Source organism: Bartonella sp. ML69XJBT, from assembly GCF_028618515.1.
Lineage (GTDB): Bacteria > Pseudomonadota > Alphaproteobacteria > Rhizobiales > Rhizobiaceae > Bartonella.
The window spans coordinates 20,599-41,390 of sequence record NZ_JAQITB010000010.1 but is presented as its reverse complement, the minus strand read 5'-3'; the positions used below and the strand labels follow the sequence as shown (position 1 = coordinate 41,390).

Sequence of the window (20,792 nt, the reverse complement as noted above, 5' to 3'; positions counted from 1 at the left end):
AAAAATAATATGACAAAATTCTCTTGTGTCTTTCACTCTCAGTTTCACATAAAATGCCTTTGCCAAATCAACAGCAATACCTCTAATTAAACTCTTTAAATCCGCTTTTACCATATTAACATATCACGCATACAAACATTTTACGTGAAGCATTTTTTAAAAACTCAAATGAGCATTGCTAATGGATTTTCAATCATCTTCTTAAAAGTCCGTGCAAGTTCTGCTGCCAGTGCACCATCAACAGCACGATGATCAACGGAAAGTGTAACAGACATGATGCTCGCAATCCCTAATGCACCATTTTTAACAACGGCACGTTGTTCACCTACACCAACAGCAAAAATTGTCGCATGCGGTGGGTTAAGAATAGCAGAAAAACTTTTCACACCATACATCCCCATATTTGACACAGCTGTCGTGCCCCCTTGATATTCTTCCATTTTTAACTTGCGCTCACGTGCACGCTTTGCAAAATCTTTCATCTCGTTAGAAATAATCGATAAAGACTTTTCCTCTGCATGGCGGACAATTGGGGTAATTAATCCCTCCGGAACAGAAACAGCTACCCCAACATCACAGTGTTTGTGATAGAGTATTCCACCTTCCAGCCAAGAAACATTCGCATCGGGCAAAGCTTTTAAAGAAAGTGCTACAGCTTTAATAACCATATCATTAACGGACAGCTTATAAGCGGGCTTCGCCCCCTCTTGCGTCTTAACTATTGGTGCAGCAGCATTTAATTGCGCACGCAGTTCCAATAATGCATCGAGCTCACAATCCACCGTCACATAGAAATGTGGTACTGTTTGTTTTGATTCGACCAAACGTTTAGCGATTATTTTACGCATATTATTATGAGATGTGAATGTATATTCATCCTCTTTGAAGAGTGTTAGTATCTGTTCGTCAGAAGAACCTGCCACTACCAAAGGACCAGTTTGTGATGAAGGCGTCGTTAAAATACCACCACTCATAGCTTTTTCTACATCGCGCTTGATAATACGCCCGTGGGGGCCGCTACCAGAAACAAGTGATAAATCGAGACCAGCTTGAGCTGCTAACCGCCGAGCCAAGGGGGAAGCAAAAAAACGTATATCCTTTTTATCCTGCTGTATGACTTGCTGAACCGATGACACATGAGAAGCTTGTGTTGTCTTTGAAGCTATCTGTTTTGCATCCTCTGTTTCTCTCATGGCAAAAGCAGAAGAGTTTTCTTCTGCTTTTGCTGCTTCGGCTAAGTCTTCACCTTCTGCTGCTAAAATCATAATTAAACTATTTACTTTAACGCCTTGCGTTCCAGAAGGAACAACAAGTTGAGCAACCGTCCCCTCATCAACGGCCTCTACTTCCATTGTTGCCTTATCTGTCTCAATTTCAGCAATAACATCACCAGAAGAAACTTTATCGCCTACCTTAACATTCCATTTTGATAAATTTCCTTCTTCCATTGTTGGAGAAAGCGCAGGCATGGTAATTTTAATGGGCATAGTGCTTTCCTCCGTTATGTTCTATAAGTTACAGCCTTAACGGCTTCAACAATTTCAGAAGTGCTCGGTAAAGCCAACTTTTCAAGATTAGCAGCATAGGGCATCGGAACATCTTTACCAGAAATGGTAGCAATTGGCGCATCAAGATAATCAAAAGCCTGCTGCATAACACGCGTTGCTATTTCTGTTCCAACAGATGACTGAGGATATCCCTCCTCAATGGTTACCAAGCGACCTGTCTTCTTGACTGACGAAATAATTGTTGGAAGATCCATTGGACGAATGGTTCGTAAATCAATTAATTCAACATCAATGCCAAGTTTTTCAATTTCTGGCAACGCTTGAATCGCATAATGCATACCAATCCCACAGGCAACAATCGTAACATCTTGTCCAGATTTATGAATACGCGCTTTCCCGATAGGTAGAACAAAATCATCTATTTGAGGCACATCAAATTGATGACCATACAAAATCTCATTTTCAAGGAAAATAACAGGATTGTCATCACGAATAGCAGCTTTTAGCAAACCTTTTGCATCGCCAGCACTATAAGGCATAACAACTTTAAGTCCTGGCACATGACTATACCAAGCAGCGTAGCACTGAGAATGCTGGGCACCAACACGTGCAGCCGCCCCATTGGGACCTCGAAAAACCATAGGAGCAGTCATTTGTCCACCAGACATGTAACGGGTTTTTGCTGCAGAGTTAATAATTTGATCAATAGCCTGCATGGCAAAATTAAATGTCATAAACTCGACAATGGGACGCAATCCCCCAAAAGCAGCACCAACAGCCAATCCTGCAAAACCATGTTCTGTAATTGGTGTATCAATAACCCGGCGTGCACCAAATTCTTCCAATAGCCCTTGGCTAACCTTATAAGCTCCTTGATATTGTGCGACCTCTTCCCCCATGAGAAAAACCTTTTCATCACGTCGCATTTCTTCAGCCATAGCTTGATTAAGCGCTTCGCGCACCGTCATTGTAACCATTTGTGTCCCCGCTGGAATATCAAAATCAGGAAGTGTATCCAAAATAGGAGGTTGTAGCACTGATGAAGAAAAAGAAGCGTTCCCAGTTTTTTGATGCATACTTAGAGAATCGGTCGTTTGTGAAATGCCTTCAACCGTTTCACCTTCTTCCAACAATACTGCAATAACGGTGTTAACCTTCACACCTTCAGAACCTTCAGGCACACAAATTTTACCAAGAATACCTTCATCAACAGCCTCTACTTCCATCATGGCTTTATCTGTTTCAATTTCAGCAATGATGTCACCAGAGCTCACTTTATCGCCTTCTTTCTTGAGCCATTTAGACAATTTACCTTCTTCCATCGTTGGTGAAAGCGCTGGCATCAAAATATCAATAGACATATTCGCTTCCCTCGCATCAAACTAAAACATCAGTATAGAGCTCAGAAGCATCTGGCTCTTGATCATGCTGTGCAAAATCTGTTGCATCCGCAACAATTGCACGGACCTCTTTATCAATAGATTTTAAATCGTCTTCACTTGCAAAGCCTTGTTCAAGAATCCGATTCTTTACTTGATCAATGGGATCGTGTTCCTCTTTTATTTTCTGAACTTCTTCTTTTGAGCGATATTTTGCTGGATCAGACATGGAGTGACCACGATAACGATAAGTCTGCATATCAAGAATGATTGGCCCTTTGCCTGAGCGTGCCCAAGAAATTGCTTCATCAGCAGCTCCTTTTACTGCCCGAACATCCATACCGTCAACAACAAAACCTGGAATTTCAAAGGAAAGACCACGACGAGAAAAATCAGTCTCGGCCGATGCTCGTGCAACAGACGTTCCCATAGCATATTGATTATTTTCAATAATATAAATAACAGGAAGCTTCCAAAGCGAAGCCATATTAAAACTTTCGTAAACCTGTCCTTGATTGGCAGCACCATCACCAAAATACACCAATGCCACATTGTCTTTACCAAGGTACTGATTCGAAAATGCCAACCCAGAGCCAATTGGGACTTGTGCACCAACAATGCCATGCCCACCATAAAAATTCTTTTCTTTTGAAAACATATGCATCGAGCCCCCTTTGCCCTTAGAAAAGCCACCCCGACGCCCCGTTAATTCTGCCATGACACCACGTGGGCTCATACCAACCGCCAACATATGGCCATGATCACGGTAAGAGGTAATAACCTGATCACCTTCTTTTGCTGCCTGCAATGTTCCAATAACAACAGCTTCTTGCCCAATATAGAGATGACAAAATCCACCAATAAAACCCATACCATAAAGCTGCCCCGCCTTTTCTTCAAAGCGACGAATTAAAAGCATCTCACGATAAGCATCAATTTCTTCTTTTTTTGTAAAATGCGCTATTGGTGCTCTCTTTGTGGTGTTTGATAATGCAGTGTGCACCACCGATGCAGAACCTTTTTTAGATTTTTCTGCCATACTAAACTCCCTTTTATGATTGTTTAGGAATAACCGTTACGAACAAAAGTTACAAGCATTATCCATCAGCTTAAATGCTCTCACCGGTAGTTGTTTTAAAATATTTTTAAAAATTGAGTGATCTTTCATCGACTTTTAATATCATTTTCAAGGCGTTAGAATTGTTAACTCATTTGCCTTAGAGAAATTCAAATTCTTCCGAATATATTCATCCAACATATCTCTCTCAATGTGCCCATTGCGTAAAAGAGCAATACGCTTTTCAATGGATAACCGTTCAGATTCTACCTGATAAAGTTCCTCTTCTAATTCAACAATACGCTGATTAACTTCACTGCGTGAATACAACCCATATTCACCATGGTAAATGTGATAACTGAAATAGCTTAAAACACCCACTGTCATAATTGGGAGCACAAAGCGTACTTTAATCGATCTGCGTTTTTGCTTTGTCCACATATAATAGCACAGTCTTTACAACATAATTCTCTTAACATTTGCTCAACTATGCATAATTTTAATTAATACCTCATTACCAAATCTACATATGCAAATAATTTGTTATTACATGCTAAATCGCCATGCCATATTAACTATTTTTATATTAATATACGCTTTTTACTAATTTGTGACTCTATTCCCATCTTTGTCAGTAAATTTCCCTGTCAAAATAAATACAAGATCAATAACGCGCCAAATCAAAGTCACAGTTAACCCAATAACTGATAAAGATAGAATAAGCATTAAAACACCCGTTCCAACTTTACCAACCATAAAGCGGTGAATTCCCAATAAACCAAAAAACCAACAAACAATCGCCACTATCGCTTGTGGTTGTTCTGACGGTTGTTGCCCCAAAAGAGGAACAACAGATTTAATGCTATCCCCTTCACACACAAAATCAACGGCATCACCCACTTTGGGTGGATTTTTTCCTAACCAATCCCAACTCGAGAATTGATAGCGTTTACCATCATCACCCAAAACGAGATAAACACTTTGATCCTGACCAATAATTCTACCTCTCATTTCTACCACCTCTAAAATTGTTACGTACTGTTATTTATAAAATAAGTTTTTGCTCTCTTGATAAACTGTTGATGTGCTTTATGGCATGAATACAAGCCGTACTCACCAGAATAAATAGATAGTGAAATAGCTTAAAATTCCCCCCAATGATCTTAAATTTCCCACCGCTATAAACGAGTAATACAAAATACACGAACGATTTGTGTACCTATTTTATTCATAATAAAATAGGTACAGTCTTTCTTTATACTGTTAAATCAATTGTGCATAATTTTTTAATATCTTAACAACTATACACATCAGAGCTTTTTATTACATATTTAATACATTTACTGTAAAAAAGTAAATAATATTATTTACTTTTTATATTTTATTTGTAATGTAAAATTTCTACCAACGTGTAATTTGCTTGCCATCTTTGTCAGTAAACTTTCCCCCCGTAATGACTACAAAGTCAACAATTGCCCAAATTCCTGTAACCATCAAGCCAAAAAGTGTTAAAGAGAGAATAAGCATTAAAGCACCAGTTTTCATTTTACCAACCATAAAACGATGAACACCAAATACACCAGAGAACCAACAAATGAGTGCTAACATTGGCTTTGAAGGCTCTGAATCTTGTTGTAACAATGGAAAAACAGAATTAACATTATCGCCTTCACACACAAAATCAACGCTATCACCTATCCGTGGTGGATTTTTTCCTAGCCAATCCCAAGTCGCAAATTGATAACGCCTACCATCATCTCCAGAAACGAGATAAGTTCCCTGATCTTGACTGATAATTATACCTCTCATCTTTTAACACCTATAAAATCTTTGCCCCCCTATCTCCTACAATTAAACTTACAATCCCAATGATATTCATTATTTAAAATGTTATGATCACCACGATCAACGGCGCAAACAACCAGCATAACATGCCTGATTGCCTAGCATTTCTTCAATACGAATGAGCTGATTATATTTTGCTAATCTATCTGAGCGTGCAAGCGAACCCGTTTTAATCTGCCCACAATTCGTTGCAACAGCAAGATCTGCAATAAAAGAATCTTCCGTTTCACCTGAACGATGAGATATAATGGCACGGTAACCTGCTTTATGCGCTGTTTCTACAGCATCAAGCGTTTCACTCAACGTGCCAATCTGATTTACTTTGATAAGAATGGAATTGGCTGCTCCCATTTTGATACCATCACGCAAACGTGCGGAATTTGTTACAAACAAATCATCACCAACAAGCTGGCATTTTTTACCAATCGAATTTGTAAGTAACTTCCAACCTTCCCAATCATCCTCAGCCATCCCGTCCTCAATCGTAATAATGGGATAAGTTTCAACAAGTCGCGCTAAATAATCGACTTGTTCTCCCACATCACGACATTTACCCTCACCTTTATAAAAATACGAACCATTTTTATAAAATTCGGTTGAAGCACAATCTAAACCAAGAGCAATCTGCTCACCTGGCTGATATCCACACGCTATAATAGATTCCATAATGAAATCAATTGCCTGTTCTGCACCTTTAAATTGCGGTGCAAAACCACCTTCATCACCAACATTGGTATTATGACCTGCATCTTTTAAACGTTTTTTTAACGTATGGAAAATTTCAGCGCCATAGCGGACAGCTTCTTTCACTGTCGGCGCTCCTATAGGAATAATCATAAATTCTTGAAAATCAATCGGGTTATCAGCATGAACACCACCATTAATAATATTCATCATAGGTGTGGGAAGAACATGCGCTTGTACACCACCAATATAACGATATAAAGGCAGACTTAATGAATTTGCTGCCGCTTTTGCAACAGCCAATGAAACACCCAGAAGTGCATTCGCACCTAGACGTGCTTTATTGGGTGTGCCATCCAAGGCAATCATCGCTTGATCAATGGCAATTTGATCTCTTGCATCTCGCCCGCCAAGCTCTTCAAGAATTTCGCCATTTATTGCAGAAACTGCTTTTTCAACACCCTTTCCTTGATAACGCATACCACCATCACGAAGCTCAATAGCTTCATGAGCTCCTGTTGATGCACCAGAGGGAACAAGAGCACGGCCAAAAGCGCCATCTTCCAAATGAACATCAACTTCTACCGTTGGATTACCTCGGCTATCAAGTATTTCACGTCCAATGATATCAACAATTATAGCCATGTGTTTTTCCTTATCCAACAAAACCCTCGATTTATTTTTAACACCATAATGATGCAATATCCCCTATAATTGTATATTCAATTAATCCTTTTGGATAAATAATCAAATTCCATTAAAGTCTCAAGCAATCTTTGCAACTGATCAATTTTAACCATATTCGGTCCATCAGAAGGAGCATTATCGGGATCTTGATGTGTTTCTAAAAAAAGACCTGCGACCCCAATCGAAACAGCTGCACGCGCCAAAACTCCAACAAATTGACGCTGTCCACCAGATGAATCGCCTTGACCACCTGGCTCTTGAACAGAATGCGTTGCATCAAAGATAACAGGAGCACCAAATGAACGTAAAATAGGTAATGAACGCATATCAGAAATAAGCCTGTTATAACCAAATGAAGTTCCTCTCTCACAAAGCATAACATTCGGATTACCGCTTTGTGTGACCTTTCTTAAGACATTCTTCATATCCCACGGCGCTAAAAACTGACCTTTCTTAATATTGATAACACGTCCCGTTTTGGCTGCTGCTACCAAAAGATCTGTTTGACGACATAAAAAAGCAGGGATTTGCAAAATATCTACTGTGGAAGCAATCATCGTGCATTGCTCTTCTGTATGCACATCCGTCAAGATCGGACAACCAAATTCCTTCTTCAAATCAGCAAAAATAGCCATTGCTTTTTCAAGACCAATACCACGTGCCGCATCTAAAGATGTCCTGTTGGCTTTATCGTAACTTGATTTATAAACAAATCTCATACCAACTTGATCGGTAATTGTCTTGATCCGACCAGCCATTTCAAAAGCGTGATCTCTACTTTCTATCTGACATGGTCCCGCAATCAATGAAAAAGGTGCTTCATTTGAAAAAACAACATTTCCAACTTTCACAAGAGCATTTGGGGCATTTTGTTCAGACATTTTATCCCTCAAAAAGCAAATAACTTCATTTATCAACTAAACTAATCGACTTTGTTCTACAGCTGCTTCAATAAAAGAAGAAAAAAGTGGATGTGGATCAAATGGACGTGATTTTAATTCTGGATGATATTGAACACCAATAAACCATGGATGATCTGTATATTCTACCGCCTCTGGCAAAATACCATCGGGAGACATACCAGAAAAAATTAAACCACACTGTTCTAGTTTATCTTTATAATCAATATTGACCTCATAACGATGACGATGTCGCTCATAAACCCTTGTCATCCCATAAATTTGGGCAATATGGCTCTTTTCTTTTAATTCAGCAGCAAAAGCACCAAGACGCATTGTCCCACCAAGGTCTCCATATTGTGTACGTTTCTCAAAAACATCCCCTTTGAGCCATTCCCGCATCAAACCAACAACCGGATTTTTGGTTTCACACAATTCACTTGATGAAGCATTCTCAATCTGTGCAATATTGCGTGCAGCTTCTATACAAGCCAATTGCATGCCAAAACAAATGCCGAAAAATGGAACTTTATGCTCCCGCGCAAATTGAATTGCTCGCATTTTTCCTTCTGCTCCACGTGCTCCAAAAGCACCAGGAACCAAAATCCCATGCACTTTGTATAAAGTGGATGTAGGATCTTCCTTTTCAAAAAGCTCCGCATCAATCCATTCAATATTAACTTTTACTTTATTGGCTAAACCACCATGGGCAATCGCTTCGGTAAGGGATTTATAAGCATCCTTCAATCCGATATATTTGCCAACAACAGCAATTGTCACTTCCCCTTCGGGATGATGAATTCGATGTGTAATATCTTCCCAGCACTCCATTTTGGGCTTAGGTGCCGGTTCTATTCCAAAAGCAGAAAGAACTTCCGAATCTAGCCCTTCCTTATGATATGCTATGGGAACATCATAAATCGTTGGCATATCTAATGCCTGAATAACGGCATTCTGGCGAACATTACAAAAAAGTGATAATTTACTTCGCTCTGTTTCTGGAATAGGCCGGTCTGCACGCACCAATAAAATATTGGGGGCAATACCAATTGATTGTAATTCTTTGACAGAATGTTGTGTTGGCTTGGTTTTTAATTCACCAGCTGACGAAATATAAGGCATTAAGGTAAGATGCACATAAACAACATTATGGCGTGGTAATTCATTGTGAAGTTGACGAATCGCTTCTAAAAAAGGCATCGCTTCAATGTCACCAACCGTTCCACCTATTTCACACAAAACAAAGTCAAATTCTTCGTTTCCAGTAGTAATAAACTTCTTAATTTCATCAGTAACATGGGGAATAACCTGAACGGTTGCCCCTAAATAATCACCACGTCGTTCTCGTTCAATGATATTCCGATAAATACGTCCTGTTGTAATATTATCTTGGTTATTTGCAGAACGTCCGGTAAAACGCTCATAATGACCAAGATCAAGATCCGTTTCTGCACCATCATCGGTCACAAACACCTCACCATGTTGATAAGGCGACATCGTCCCTGGATCAACATTTAAATAAGGATCAAGTTTGCGAAGCCTTACACGGTACCCACGCGCTTGTAATAGTGCTGCCAATGCCGCTGCAGCGATGCCCTTTCCAAGAGAAGAAACCACACCACCAGTAATAAAAATATAACGTGCCATGGGCTTATGGTGATAAGCCGTTTAGAATGATTTTTCCAGCAAAAAATGCAAAAATAAACTGTTTTCTTCTCTAAAATAAAAAAGGTGCAAAAACACCTTTTTAAAAATCTATTCTCTTGTGAAAAAACTATTTTGTACCATTATCCGGAATTGGAGTTTCAAGGGCCGGTGGTAGCGGATTTTCTGTTGTAGAATTTGTAGGCTGTTTTTGCTCTTGAGGTGGAACCGAAACACCTCCTAGCTGCTCAAGAATAGAAGGTTGAGGCTTACTATCTGATGATGATGCTTCTGGCGTTTCTTTATTTGTAGAGTTCTGTTCTAAATTCGCCGGAATACGCTTGAGAATGTCAGAACTAGAATTCGATATATTACCCACTACGGTAAGCCCAATGGATACCACAAAAAAACAACATGCCAAAATAGCAGTCAAACGCGTTAACGGATTCTTAGAGCCACGTGTTCTCATTAACCCAGAACCACTATTTGCAGTAAGCCCACCTCCTTCTGAAGGTTGAATTAATATGATACCAACCAAAAGAATAACGACCAAAAAATGGATAATAATAAGTACTGTTTGCATAAACCTTGCTCTTCAAATAACTCTCCATGGCTCTTTACACGTAAATAACGCATAATCCAAGGGGAAACCAAGATTCCTCTCTTATAATTTACGATAAACATCGCAAATAGTTAAAAAATCACTTGCTTTTAAGCTTGCTCCACCTATCAGAGCGCCATTAACATGAGCAATACTCAAAAGCTCAAATGCATTAGATGGTTTTACTGATCCACCATAAAGCAGACGCATCTTGTCCCCTTCACCCCCAAAACGAGAACGCATCTCATCACGAATAAAATCATGAACTCTTGTAACATCTGCTACACTAGCTGTATTGCCTGTACCTATAGCCCATATAGGCTCATAAGCTATAATAGTATTCTCTGCTGTTGCATCGTCTGGTAAAGATCCTGCAAGCTGGTGCGTAAGCACATCGTACACTTTATTACTTTTACGCTCTTCTAATGTTTCACCAATACAAACAAGAGCAACGAGACCTGCTCGCCACGCCGCTTGCACTTTCGCACAAACAATTGCATCACTTTCTTGATAAATTGTGCGGCGTTCTGAATGCCCAATAATGACATGACTTGCTCCGGCTTCCTTAAGCATAAAAGCCGAAATATCTCCAGTATAAGGTCCATGATCATCAAAATGACAATTTTGCCCCCCTAGAAGAAGATTTTCACCGCCCAATGTATCAAAAGCACGTGATAAAAGTGTTGCTGGAACACAAATAAGCGCTTCAAATAAACGGCCTAAATCAGAACTCACGCCCGCAGCAATGGCACGCAATTCTCCAAGTGATTCACCGGTTCCATTCATTTTCCAATTTCCAGCGATAAAAGGCCGAATATTTGGAGACATATTTTCACCTCAAAAACTATCACGATACATTGTTTATCTTTAGGTACCAAATTATAAAACGAAAGCAAGTCTTTAAGCTTGCATCTTTTATTTCTTTATTGCAAATTCCATCACTGCTTTGATAATAATGCATGCTAAAAATGGAATTGAACAATGCTTGACGTCTTAAGAAATGCTGCAAATTCTTGGGTTTTTAAAATTTTCCTTACTATTTTACTCTTATGTTTCATCCTTTTATGGGGAATCCCACAGTTACACACCAAGAGTGAAAGAGACCTTATTACTTCTGGAAAATCCACAATAACTGTTGATGATTATCGTCTTGCACTGGTCGATCAAAGCGCGCGTTTAGCGTTTACATCTCATCTTGGACGAATGTTCACACCAAATGAAATGCAGCAATATAAAATTCCAGCTTTTGTTTTCAATCAATTACAACACGATATACTGTTTGATGAACAGGTGCGTAAAATGAAAATTAGTCTTTCAAAAGATGCAATAGCTCGTATTCTTAGTGCTGATAATATGTTTCAAACAAATGGTGTTTTTGATCAAAATTTGTTTCGTAACTATCTTCAACATTTACATATCAGCGAAAGTAATTTCCTTGACTATTATACCCAAAAAGAAAAGCGTAACCAACTCATTGCAGCTTCGTTATCTGGAATGAAGGCACCAAACCTCTTTTACAAAGCCCTTGCTCTTTATCAAGGAGAAACCCGTATTGCTGATTATCTCGTTATTGATTTAAAAGAAAAGGAAAAAAATTCTGATCCTGATCAGGAAACATTGCAAAGGTGGTTTGAAACGCATAAAAATGAATTTCGTGCTCCTGAATACCGTACTGTTTCTTTGTTATCTATGACGTCCGCTGATATTGTAAAACCTGAGGATATTTCCCTAGATGAAACTAAAGCTTATTACACCCAAAATACCTCACGTTTTATGATTCCTGAAAAACGCACCATTGAAGAATTGCGATTCTCTACACGCGAGGCTGCTGATAATGCAGCAAAAAAAATAGCCGATGGATTGAGTTTTGAAGCGTTAGTTAAAACGGAAAACAAAACTCTTAGTGATATACAAAAAGGACCTCTCACAGAAAGCGAGCTTCCTAATCATCTTGCATCTGAAATCTTTGAACTCAAGCAAGGACAAATCAGTGCTGTAATTAATGATTTACAAGGCCCTGTTATCGTTCGCGTTATACATATTGAACCTTCAGCCTCTCTTCCCTTTGAAAAGGTAGAAGAAAATATTCGACAAACACTTGCCCAAAGTCGTGCTGTGGATATCATACGTAATAATTATACAGCAATCGAAAATGCTCGTTTTGAAGGCGCTTCTCTTAAAGAACTTGCTGACCAATATAAATTATCTCTTCGGACAATCACTCTTGATAAAACAGGAAAAACAATTGAAGGTACAATAATCACGGATTTACCCCAAAAAGACATTGTACTGAATGCCATTTATCAAGCAAATGAAGGAGTCGATCTTGATCCTCTTTCTTTGCAAACAGATGGCTATCTCTGGTATAAGGTAGATAAAGTTATCCCCGCTCGCGATAGAACACTTGAAGAAGCTAAGAAAGATGTTCTATCTCAATGGAAAAGTGAAGAAATTCAACGCCTTCTTGATGAAAAAGCTCAAAATGCTCTCAAACAACTCACGGAAGGAAAAAGTCTTATTTCTCTTGCTCATACACTTGGTCTCATAACACAAACAACACAAGCTCTACGACGCCAAGATTCATCTGAAACTTTTGGAGTTGAAGGTATTAAAGCATTATTTTCTGCTCCAAAAGGTCATTATGGCATCGTAAAAGGTCCAGTTATAACAAATCGTATTGTGTATCAAATAAAGACCGTAACTATGCCTCAAGATACGTCTCCTGATGCTCTCTCTCCTCATATTCGTGCCAATATAGATATGATGACAAGAGAAGATCTAAAGCTAGGAATGCTGCAAATTGCTAATAAAGAACATCCTCTGGAAATTAATAGCACTAATTATCAGCAAATCTTCAATACTCTCCAATAAAATACAGTGAATCATTGATGCTTTTAAGGGATAAAAAGGTAATCAGAGTTCCTTCTATATGTAAGAAAATAAGATAGACTTCTTTCTCTGTAGTGTCAGAACGAATAATATCTGTAAAAATATAAGCTTTTCTGTGGACCTGTGCGTTTACAGAAAGTGGTGGGGATGATTTTGAATATGGCGTTCTTTATATTAAGAAAGAATTCAACCCGTATAAACCGCTCTCTGAATGTCCTCATAACAAACGATAATAGTTTATAGCCTTATAGTTTTGCGTGCTATATTTCTCTCCAATAACAGATTTTTCTATAGAGCTTATTATATTGTCTTATCCCCCAAATTGTACTTCATTGGAAAATGAGATATCAGCTATACATTTCACTGTTGAGTAGCAAAATCTTCCTCTCCAATGCCCATTTTGAAGGAGCTTTTCTCAAACAGCAAGAAAATCAACTAACGTATTTTATAAATTTGAGCTTATATTTTATATTTTTTATATCCTCTACCGATAGAGAGCACCCAACAAAATGAATAAATAGCAAAAGAAACACACGATATCTTCAACTTCATAAATCCAATTTTCACTGTTTGAAGAAAATCCTCATCAACGCATGAGCAGTATTTTCCAGATAATAAATCCGGATAATCAAGAAGGATTTACATTCATAATATACAGTGACCTTCAATAGATTTATTCTTTCTCTTGGTTTTGAATAATACTCCTTTTCCCTCTATGATATCTTTGGAAAATTACCGCTTATCGCTGCCCATGTTATTATCCAATAGCGCCAAATCAACGGCAAAGTTGCGCTTTCTTGAAAAACTGCTGCTCCCAACTGCTGCGCTCTTTGAAGAGATGCTGGTATAATTGCCAATGGAAGAAATGCTGGTTTAAGCATTCTAGGCAACGCATTAGAACGCTCATAAAACTTTGTATAATGATCTCGCGATAACGCTACCATAGCTTCAATAATATGGTATTCCTGTTCGTTACTGACACGATGAGACTCTAAATCTCTCCTCTCCACTCCTACAGCCTTTAGCACATCAGCAGGTAAGTAATAATGATATCGTGATTGCATAAATGATAAAAGGCGCAACACACCACTTAATCCTTGTGCAATTCCTCCATGTTCACAAGCATCTGTAAAATCTTGTGTTCTATTAGGAGCTAATATCTGACAAGAAAGCTGTAAAAGGATACTCGCGGTTTCACCCCAATAGAATTTAAGATCATGAAGAGTCTCTATAGGATTGTGATAAAGATCCAAAATCTGCGCATTACAGTACCGTAAAAAAGCTGTTTTAGGTAAATCAAAAAGAGCCATTGCAGCAAGCAAATCATCCAAAATCGGATTATTGTTACTCTTTTGTATTTCACCATGAGCAATAGAATCATACCACCAACGTAACCGTATCTCACCGATAAGCGGATCGTGTACGATTTCACGAATACGAGAAACTTCTACATTAAAAGCATAAAGAGCAGCTAATGCTCTGCGCTTTTTTTTAGGCGCAAATAAAACCGATATATAGCGATCACGATCTGTAGCACGTAAAATATCAAGATAATAAGAAAGAGAATCTATCATTCTATGACACTTCTTAACTTCCTTTTTTAACAATTAATACCCTATTTTTATTCATATAAAAAAACGATAGATGAGAAAACACAACAAGAAGAATAAATTCTTCAAATATACCTCTATAAATCTATATGAATTAAGATTCCTTTTATGGGTATTTTTTGCTTACCCAAACACATAAAGTCTTTTTATCTTTTAAAAGTTGACTTACTCTACAATGCCGACACTTGAGAATGAATATTCATTCATGGGAAAATAATCATGCAAGTTTATCCCTTTATACCCATGTTTCTAATGAAATGAGCGCGCAAATAAAAATCACTTTAGAGGGCATGCGTTCATCGCCTCAAGATTTTATTCCTATGATATCTTTACATATAAGGGATGAAGGATTTTGGTCTTTCAATGTCCAAATATCTCATCGCATTACGTGTAAAACTATAAAGGAACTAAACGAAATATTTGAAAATATTGGTGCGCTGTTTTAAAAATTAGGCATTTGATAAGCAATACTTATTCGTTATAGGTTATTCAAGCATGATGCACATACATAAGGTAAAAATATGAAAAAACAGCGTATGTTATGAAATCTCATTGATTGAAGAAAAGCTGTTGCCCCCTCCCATAGACTCTCCAATTTCAATAGTAATGGAGCAGATTTCATAAGAGACAGATAAAAAACTTTTCAAAGCTTTTTTTCTATTGGTTATTTTCCTCTTTTCATCAACCAAAGCGCATGCCTTTCTCTAGCTTTCATTCCCATATATTCTATTCTATGTTACTGATACCATCTTCTGTATCAATTGCTTCCAATAGATTCCTCTTTTTGATTATACTCTTTCTTTCCTCCAATATTTCTGTCTCATCATAGGATATTTGTCTTTGATCAATATCAAATCTTATCATATTGTTTCTTTGTGTATAACAGAGGTATAGTTTTGACATAATACTTTGCTAATTTTTGTTCTAAAGCCACAATGCATTCTTTTTTATGTTGTTTAGTTTATTTTAAAATAGAGCAATGTTAACACTTTTAAAAACGAGGAAAAATAACCACTAAGCGCCTCCACCTTGAAACTAAAAACACCATACAAAGAAAATCAGCTCGCATGAACCTTAATTCTTTTACAGAGGAATTCATGAAAATTACTTGCATAATACTGCGGAGTTTCAGATGGAAACCTGAAATAGAGTGGACATTCACCATCCCGAAATTGAGAATAATCAAAATAGAATGTCTCACCAAAATCAGTTGTGCTGATAACAAGCTGTTTGGGATTCGTAAAGCCATCTCGTCTATCAAGCAAATTTCGGTATACAATATCACCCGCAGGAATACCAGCACAGATTTCATAAATACTGAATATTTCTTCACCTCCAATTTCTCCTCCTCCATAATTTTTTAAAAAACTCTTGTAAGAAGAGGTAAATTGTAAATCGAGAGTTTTCTCAGCTGTTTTAATCCGTACATCATCAGGCGCATTCTCTTTAGTGCCAAAATTAATAACATGATTATACGTATCAATATATTGTACAACATCTGATAACATATAATTTTTCATAAATTTTCCTCCATAAGTCACAGTGTGTTTTCGCTAATAATAGTGTTTCAACTGATCAATATTGGTCTACATAGCCAATGGAATTGGGTTTACATTGATAGAATATAAGGAATATTTTCTTGATAAAATTCTTTTCTAAACTGTGGCTGTAAGATCATCTTGCATTTACAATATATGATGTAACTTAAGGGATGATCCTTCAAGCTTAGAGAGAGCTTTTTCGTGGCATCACTTCAATATTTGCAATAATCACTTTTTTCCTACTTAGGATTTTTTTTTGAAATCCAACAAATAGCTTTTTTGATAAAATTGGTCTTTGGCTTCATATGGGTAACAAAACTCTTGTTTTGATAAAATGAGTAGAGAATCTCAGCTATAGGGCCATCTTGTTCGTCTGTCATAGGATGGAACATGATAGGCCGATAATCGATACCAATAGGAGCTCTTCCTGATGTCATTCTTTCTAGGTTTGTGCCTGCTACTACCTGTCCTTTTTCTTTCCAAGAAGAAACTGTTTCAGGCTCAAACAGATTATCTGCCTGATAAACCTTTATACCTTGAAATTCCACAGGCTCAGCAAACCCATACTCTTTTTTCTTTAGCCATTTCATAATTTATAATCCCCTTCGCTTTTTTCACAATAATCATGTATTCCTTGTTCTCAATAGATTTAATAACTTCTCCCTCCAAGAGCTGGGTTGCTTCTTGCTGATAACCTCTTGTTGATCATCAAGCTTTTCTGTCACCTGTTCAATCAAAGCGTAGCTCACTTGCTTCACCTTTGCTACTTCCTTGGCTAAAGCGATAGCCCGTTTAAGATGAAGCTGTTGGATGCTTTCGCTAAAGCCTAAATGATCTCCTGCTGCAAAACTTTGCTGATAAGAATGCAAAGTTTCAACATCACCCAATAAAGCAAGGGCACCAAGATGAAGCAAAGCATAATCCGGATTGTCTGCTTTAGACGTTGCATCCTGTTGCCAAGAATCTCGACCATAATCACAGCGAAGCCTTCCAGAAAGATCAATAGCGCTTACTGCCCATTCTAGCGCATCATCAAGCGCCTGTGTTAAACGATCTGCAGTGACTTCTGGTTCAAAAAATCCAGTCCCTTGGCTTCAAAATTAAGCTGTATAGCTGGGAAATCTTCTGTATGTGTAGGATAAATGAATTTGCAAGCAACAGAAAGAATACCCGTGCTAATCAAAAAGGCACTATCAAATTGTGGACAATCTTTGGCAATTTCATCGTTATAAAGTATTTGGACTTCACGATCAGCCAATTGATAGCTTGCTATATGATCATTCTCATCGATTTTCTCAGTTGACCAGCCTAGGTTTTTTAAAAGTGCATGAGCACTTTCCATGGTCAATGAAGCATCTTTATCATCCGTTTCTTCTACCTCCTCTGTCGCCTCAACAGATGCTGTTTTGGAAGCAATAGATGTTGTTTGTGGATCCAAGCTTAAAATCGGAGTGTTTTTGGGAAAAACCGTTCGATAACCCCGTGCAAGACTAAGAGCGTTGTTGATTGTATATTTCGTGATACCTTTCACAAAGCCTAAAGGATTTCCCTTTCTAAAACTCTCCTTGTAAGATTTCAGCTTTTCAACATCCCCAATCAGAATAAGCGCAATAAGGTGAAACTGTGCAAAATCATATTCACTATCTGGAGACACAGCGGCATAATCATAGATGATTTGATTAACATTTTGCCGATCTGCTCACTCAAGAATATCTGCACAAATCTCCTTCAGTTTGCCTTCGTCCAATTCAGTACTAGAAACTGTATAAACTTCTTCTGCTTCTTTGAGGGCTTATATATTGAGGTCTACTAGGAAATATATGCCGATAAGCTGTAGAAAAAACAAGCGGTGTTTCTCCTTCTTTATTAAGCTCGTACACTATATTAATAATACGGTCTTTACTTATGAAATAAGCATTGCGATTGTAGTTTTTATCACGATAAACTGTCCACCCCATTTGTTTTAATTGCTCTGCAACTTTATTGAAAGTAATCAAAACTTGTGGAGCAAGACGTGCTTCTGTTGTTTCTCGCTCATGAAGGATTTTTAGATGTTTTTCAGCAAATTCAACAGCGTACTTAACAGACTTTTTTACAATATTGCTTTCTAAATATTCAGAAATCGTACCTACTTCTAAAAAAAATTGATAAGATTTCAGCACATCAATCTTACCAGTTAATGCTAAACAAGCCAAATGCCAAACTATATCTATATTGTAGCTATACTTTTGAACAAGTGTTTTACTTTCTATCGATGCTTGTAAATCTTGGGCACGTGCCCATTGTATTATCCGTTCAGAGATTTTTGTCAACTCTTGCTCGTTTAATGTCTCCACACAAATATCAATCCCTTTATCAAGAATACTATTCCCTCCAAGTGTATTAAAAGACTGATAAATATCCGTAGGACCTACAAGATTACATTGTCCATGAAAATGAATATACCAGCAAGCCAAAGAAATCTCTTCGTTAGATATTTCAGATTTCAGATTCAAGATGGACACTGTACTGATCATGGAGATGTACAAAGCCAAAAACTAACTTAATAAAACGATCCGGCAAAGAGAGCCACATTTTCCAGGCTCCATAGAAAACCACCCTTGCGTTTTGAGAATGCGGCTTGCTGCAGTAAGATTCATCAAGCGCTGATTGAACTTTTTGCGTGCGAGAATATCGTCCAATTCTCCATTTTTATAGGCTTGAGCAAAAAGAAGGAGGCGATCATACCTCGTCATTGTGCTGTAATCAGAAAATTCTGGTACATACAACTGAGATATATCCTCAGAACTCTTTAAAGCCTCTATATCACCAAGCAAAGCCTTTGCTACAAGAGAAAGATCTGAAGCTTTAATATCAAAGTCATCTTTTGCGGAAATTAATGTATTTTTATATTGCGATTTTTCGCCATTATCATATTCCCAGCCAAGACAATAAGCAGCAGTGGTGAGATTAACAGACAACCGAAACTTTCCCCCATTCTCGCCGTAATTTACAATATCATAAAGGATATGCACAATACGATCGGAGAGATAATAATAAGCAAATGTATCCCCCACTTCATCGCGATGGAGCTCCCAGCCTAGTCTTTTTAAAATTTCTGTTGCATCTTTGGTTTGCATCATTGTTCACTTATCAACTAATTGTGCAACATCATCTGAGGTATAGGTTTTCATGAATCTTCGCCCACATTTTCCTTAATCCTTTTACATAAAAACTCATAAAAATTACTTGCAATAATAAAGGGGATCGCTAGAAAAACTAGAGATTTCCTCACTACCAATGTCATCTCCTCCATATTTTTTTCCAAAAACGCTTGTAAAAAGGTATCAGTTGCGGAATGGGAGGATTCTCTGGTTTTTCAATCGGTTAATCACCATCAGGTATCTCAACTCCCACGCTTTCTTTAATTCTTTTACAGAGAAATTTATAAAAATTACTCGCGTAATATTCGCAATCTTCAGATGAAAGCATGATATAGAGTGGGCATTCACCATCCCAAAACTGCGTATAATCAAAATAAAAGGTTTCACCAAAATCTGTTCTGCTAACAACAAGCTGTTCTGGCGTTTCAAAACCACGTTTTCTAGCATTTAAGTTTCGGTAAACAATATTATCAAAAGGAATACCTTCCCCATAATCCTTATAAAGGCTAAAAACTTCATCACCACCAATTTCCTCGCCTTTATAATTTTTTAAAAAATCCTTATAAGAAGTTGTAAACTGTAAGCCGAGAGTTTTCTCCGCCTTTTCAATTACAAAATCATCAACCACATTTTTTGCAGTACCAAAATTGCTAATATCACCATCATATTTATTCACTTTATCAATTAATACTGCAACATCATCTAAGGTACAGGTTTTCATCAATTATTTTCCATAACTGATTATTTTTTAGTTTCTCTATCTTTATTCTTATAGACTCCAGCGCGTTTCTTCCAATACCTCTCCTCACCATCTCAAATTCGTCTCTATTAATAGCTGATTTTTCTGTGTTAAGATCAATGCGAGTAACGGAAGTATGTTTTTGATGGAATGACTGGAGCTAACCTCTACCAGAGGTCCGTCTTTTATTTGTAGCATATGATGCAAATTAACAGGACGATCGTCAAAACCAATAGAAGCTCTGCCTGCTTTCATTCTTTCAACATTGGTGCCCTACACTTCTTTCTCTTTTCATCTAAGAAGTCACTCCGTTAAGATACAAAAAATTATCTCTCTAATAGATTTTGTTTTTCTATCTCAGTTTTCTATCTATAAATGCAATGGCTTCCGCTGCCCAGATTTTTTTCTGTTCAAAAATTGAGATGCAATAACTGCATCTCTCATTATTATCTCGTAACTGAGAAACTTATAATGATAGATATTCCTCTTGAAGGTTATGATTATACTATGCAGGGAAAAACAATCTTGAGTTTATGTATTTATATCAGGTATATGTTATACTATAC

Annotated in this window: 16 protein-coding genes and 2 pseudogenes; 1 reads left to right on the top strand and 17 read right to left on the bottom strand. The window is 37.5% G+C overall.

From position 1 onward, the window contains the following. Positions 1-164: 164 nt before the first annotated feature. From PVV68_RS04900 to tpiA, 11 genes are all read right to left on the bottom strand, one after another. Positions 165-1,487 (bottom strand): pyruvate dehydrogenase complex dihydrolipoamide acetyltransferase, encoded by a 1,323-nt coding sequence (locus tag PVV68_RS04900; RefSeq protein ID WP_273720828.1) that lies wholly within the window; start codon positions 1,485-1,487, stop codon positions 165-167. Positions 1,488-1,501: 14 nt separating this feature from the next. Next, positions 1,502-2,869: a pyruvate dehydrogenase complex E1 component subunit beta gene (locus PVV68_RS04895; protein WP_273720827.1), complete on the bottom strand. Its 1,368-nt coding sequence runs from the start codon at positions 2,867-2,869 to the stop codon at positions 1,502-1,504. A 16-nt stretch (positions 2,870-2,885) separates the two neighbouring features. Continuing rightward, complete coding sequence (pdhA, locus tag PVV68_RS04890; protein ID WP_273720826.1) at positions 2,886-3,926, bottom strand: pyruvate dehydrogenase (acetyl-transferring) E1 component subunit alpha; 1,041 nt, start codon at positions 3,924-3,926, stop codon at positions 2,886-2,888. A 147-nt stretch (positions 3,927-4,073) separates the two neighbouring features. Further along, complete coding sequence (locus PVV68_RS04885; protein WP_273720825.1) at positions 4,074-4,385, bottom strand: septum formation initiator family protein; 312 nt, start codon at positions 4,383-4,385, stop codon at positions 4,074-4,076. 162 nt (positions 4,386-4,547) lie between these two features. Beyond that, positions 4,548-4,955 carry an NINE protein gene (locus PVV68_RS04880; protein WP_273720824.1) on the bottom strand — a complete coding sequence of 136 codons (408 nt, stop codon included), beginning with the start codon at positions 4,953-4,955 and terminating at the stop codon, positions 4,548-4,550. Between the two features lie 390 nt (positions 4,956-5,345). Continuing rightward, positions 5,346-5,753: a TM2 domain-containing protein gene (locus tag PVV68_RS04875; RefSeq protein ID WP_273720823.1), complete on the bottom strand. Its 408-nt coding sequence runs from the start codon at positions 5,751-5,753 to the stop codon at positions 5,346-5,348. A 96-nt stretch (positions 5,754-5,849) separates the two neighbouring features. Beyond that, positions 5,850-7,118 (bottom strand): phosphopyruvate hydratase, encoded by a 1,269-nt coding sequence (gene eno / locus PVV68_RS04870; protein ID WP_273720822.1) that lies wholly within the window; start codon positions 7,116-7,118, stop codon positions 5,850-5,852. Positions 7,119-7,195: 77 nt separating this feature from the next. Then, positions 7,196-8,041, bottom strand: coding sequence for a 3-deoxy-8-phosphooctulonate synthase (gene kdsA / locus PVV68_RS04865; RefSeq protein ID WP_273720821.1), 846 nt, complete (start codon positions 8,039-8,041; stop codon positions 7,196-7,198). A 36-nt stretch (positions 8,042-8,077) separates the two neighbouring features. Next, positions 8,078-9,706, bottom strand: a complete 1,629-nt coding sequence (locus PVV68_RS04860; protein WP_273720820.1) for a CTP synthase — start codon at positions 9,704-9,706, stop codon at positions 8,078-8,080. Positions 9,707-9,833: 127 nt separating this feature from the next. Next, positions 9,834-10,286, bottom strand: a complete 453-nt coding sequence (secG, locus tag PVV68_RS04855) for a preprotein translocase subunit SecG (RefSeq protein ID WP_273720819.1) — start codon at positions 10,284-10,286, stop codon at positions 9,834-9,836. 81 nt (positions 10,287-10,367) lie between these two features. Beyond that, positions 10,368-11,132, bottom strand: coding sequence for a triose-phosphate isomerase (gene tpiA / locus PVV68_RS04850; protein ID WP_273720818.1), 765 nt, complete (start codon positions 11,130-11,132; stop codon positions 10,368-10,370). Between the two features lie 153 nt (positions 11,133-11,285). On the opposite strand from tpiA, the gene PVV68_RS04845 reads away from it, so the two are divergent. Continuing rightward, entirely contained in the window at positions 11,286-13,175 is a 1,890-nt protein-coding gene (locus tag PVV68_RS04845) for a peptidyl-prolyl cis-trans isomerase (RefSeq protein ID WP_273720817.1), read from the top strand. Between the two features lie 731 nt (positions 13,176-13,906). On the opposite strand, the gene PVV68_RS04840 is transcribed toward PVV68_RS04845, so the two are convergent. From PVV68_RS04840 to PVV68_RS10705, 6 genes and pseudogenes are all read right to left on the bottom strand, one after another. Further along, positions 13,907-14,767, bottom strand: coding sequence for a squalene/phytoene synthase family protein (locus PVV68_RS04840; protein ID WP_273720816.1), 861 nt, complete (start codon positions 14,765-14,767; stop codon positions 13,907-13,909). Positions 14,768-15,861: 1,094 nt separating this feature from the next. After that, a complete protein-coding gene (locus PVV68_RS04835) occupies positions 15,862-16,323 on the bottom strand; it encodes an SMI1/KNR4 family protein (RefSeq protein WP_273720815.1) in 462 nt (153 codons plus the stop codon). A 260-nt stretch (positions 16,324-16,583) separates the two neighbouring features. Continuing rightward, positions 16,584-16,934 carry an HNH/ENDO VII family nuclease gene (locus PVV68_RS04830; RefSeq protein ID WP_273720814.1) on the bottom strand — a complete coding sequence of 117 codons (351 nt, stop codon included), beginning with the start codon at positions 16,932-16,934 and terminating at the stop codon, positions 16,584-16,586. Positions 16,935-16,967: 33 nt separating this feature from the next. Continuing rightward, a pseudogene (locus PVV68_RS04825) lies at positions 16,968-19,463 on the bottom strand (DUF6990 domain-containing protein). Positions 19,464-19,710: 247 nt separating this feature from the next. Then, on the bottom strand, positions 19,711-20,208 hold the full coding sequence (locus PVV68_RS04815; protein ID WP_273720813.1) for an SMI1/KNR4 family protein: 498 nt from the start codon (positions 20,206-20,208) through the stop codon (positions 19,711-19,713). 84 nt (positions 20,209-20,292) lie between these two features. Further along, positions 20,293-20,484: pseudogene (locus PVV68_RS10705) on the bottom strand (HNH/ENDO VII family nuclease); the annotation flags it as partial. Positions 20,485-20,792 lie beyond the last annotated feature (308 nt).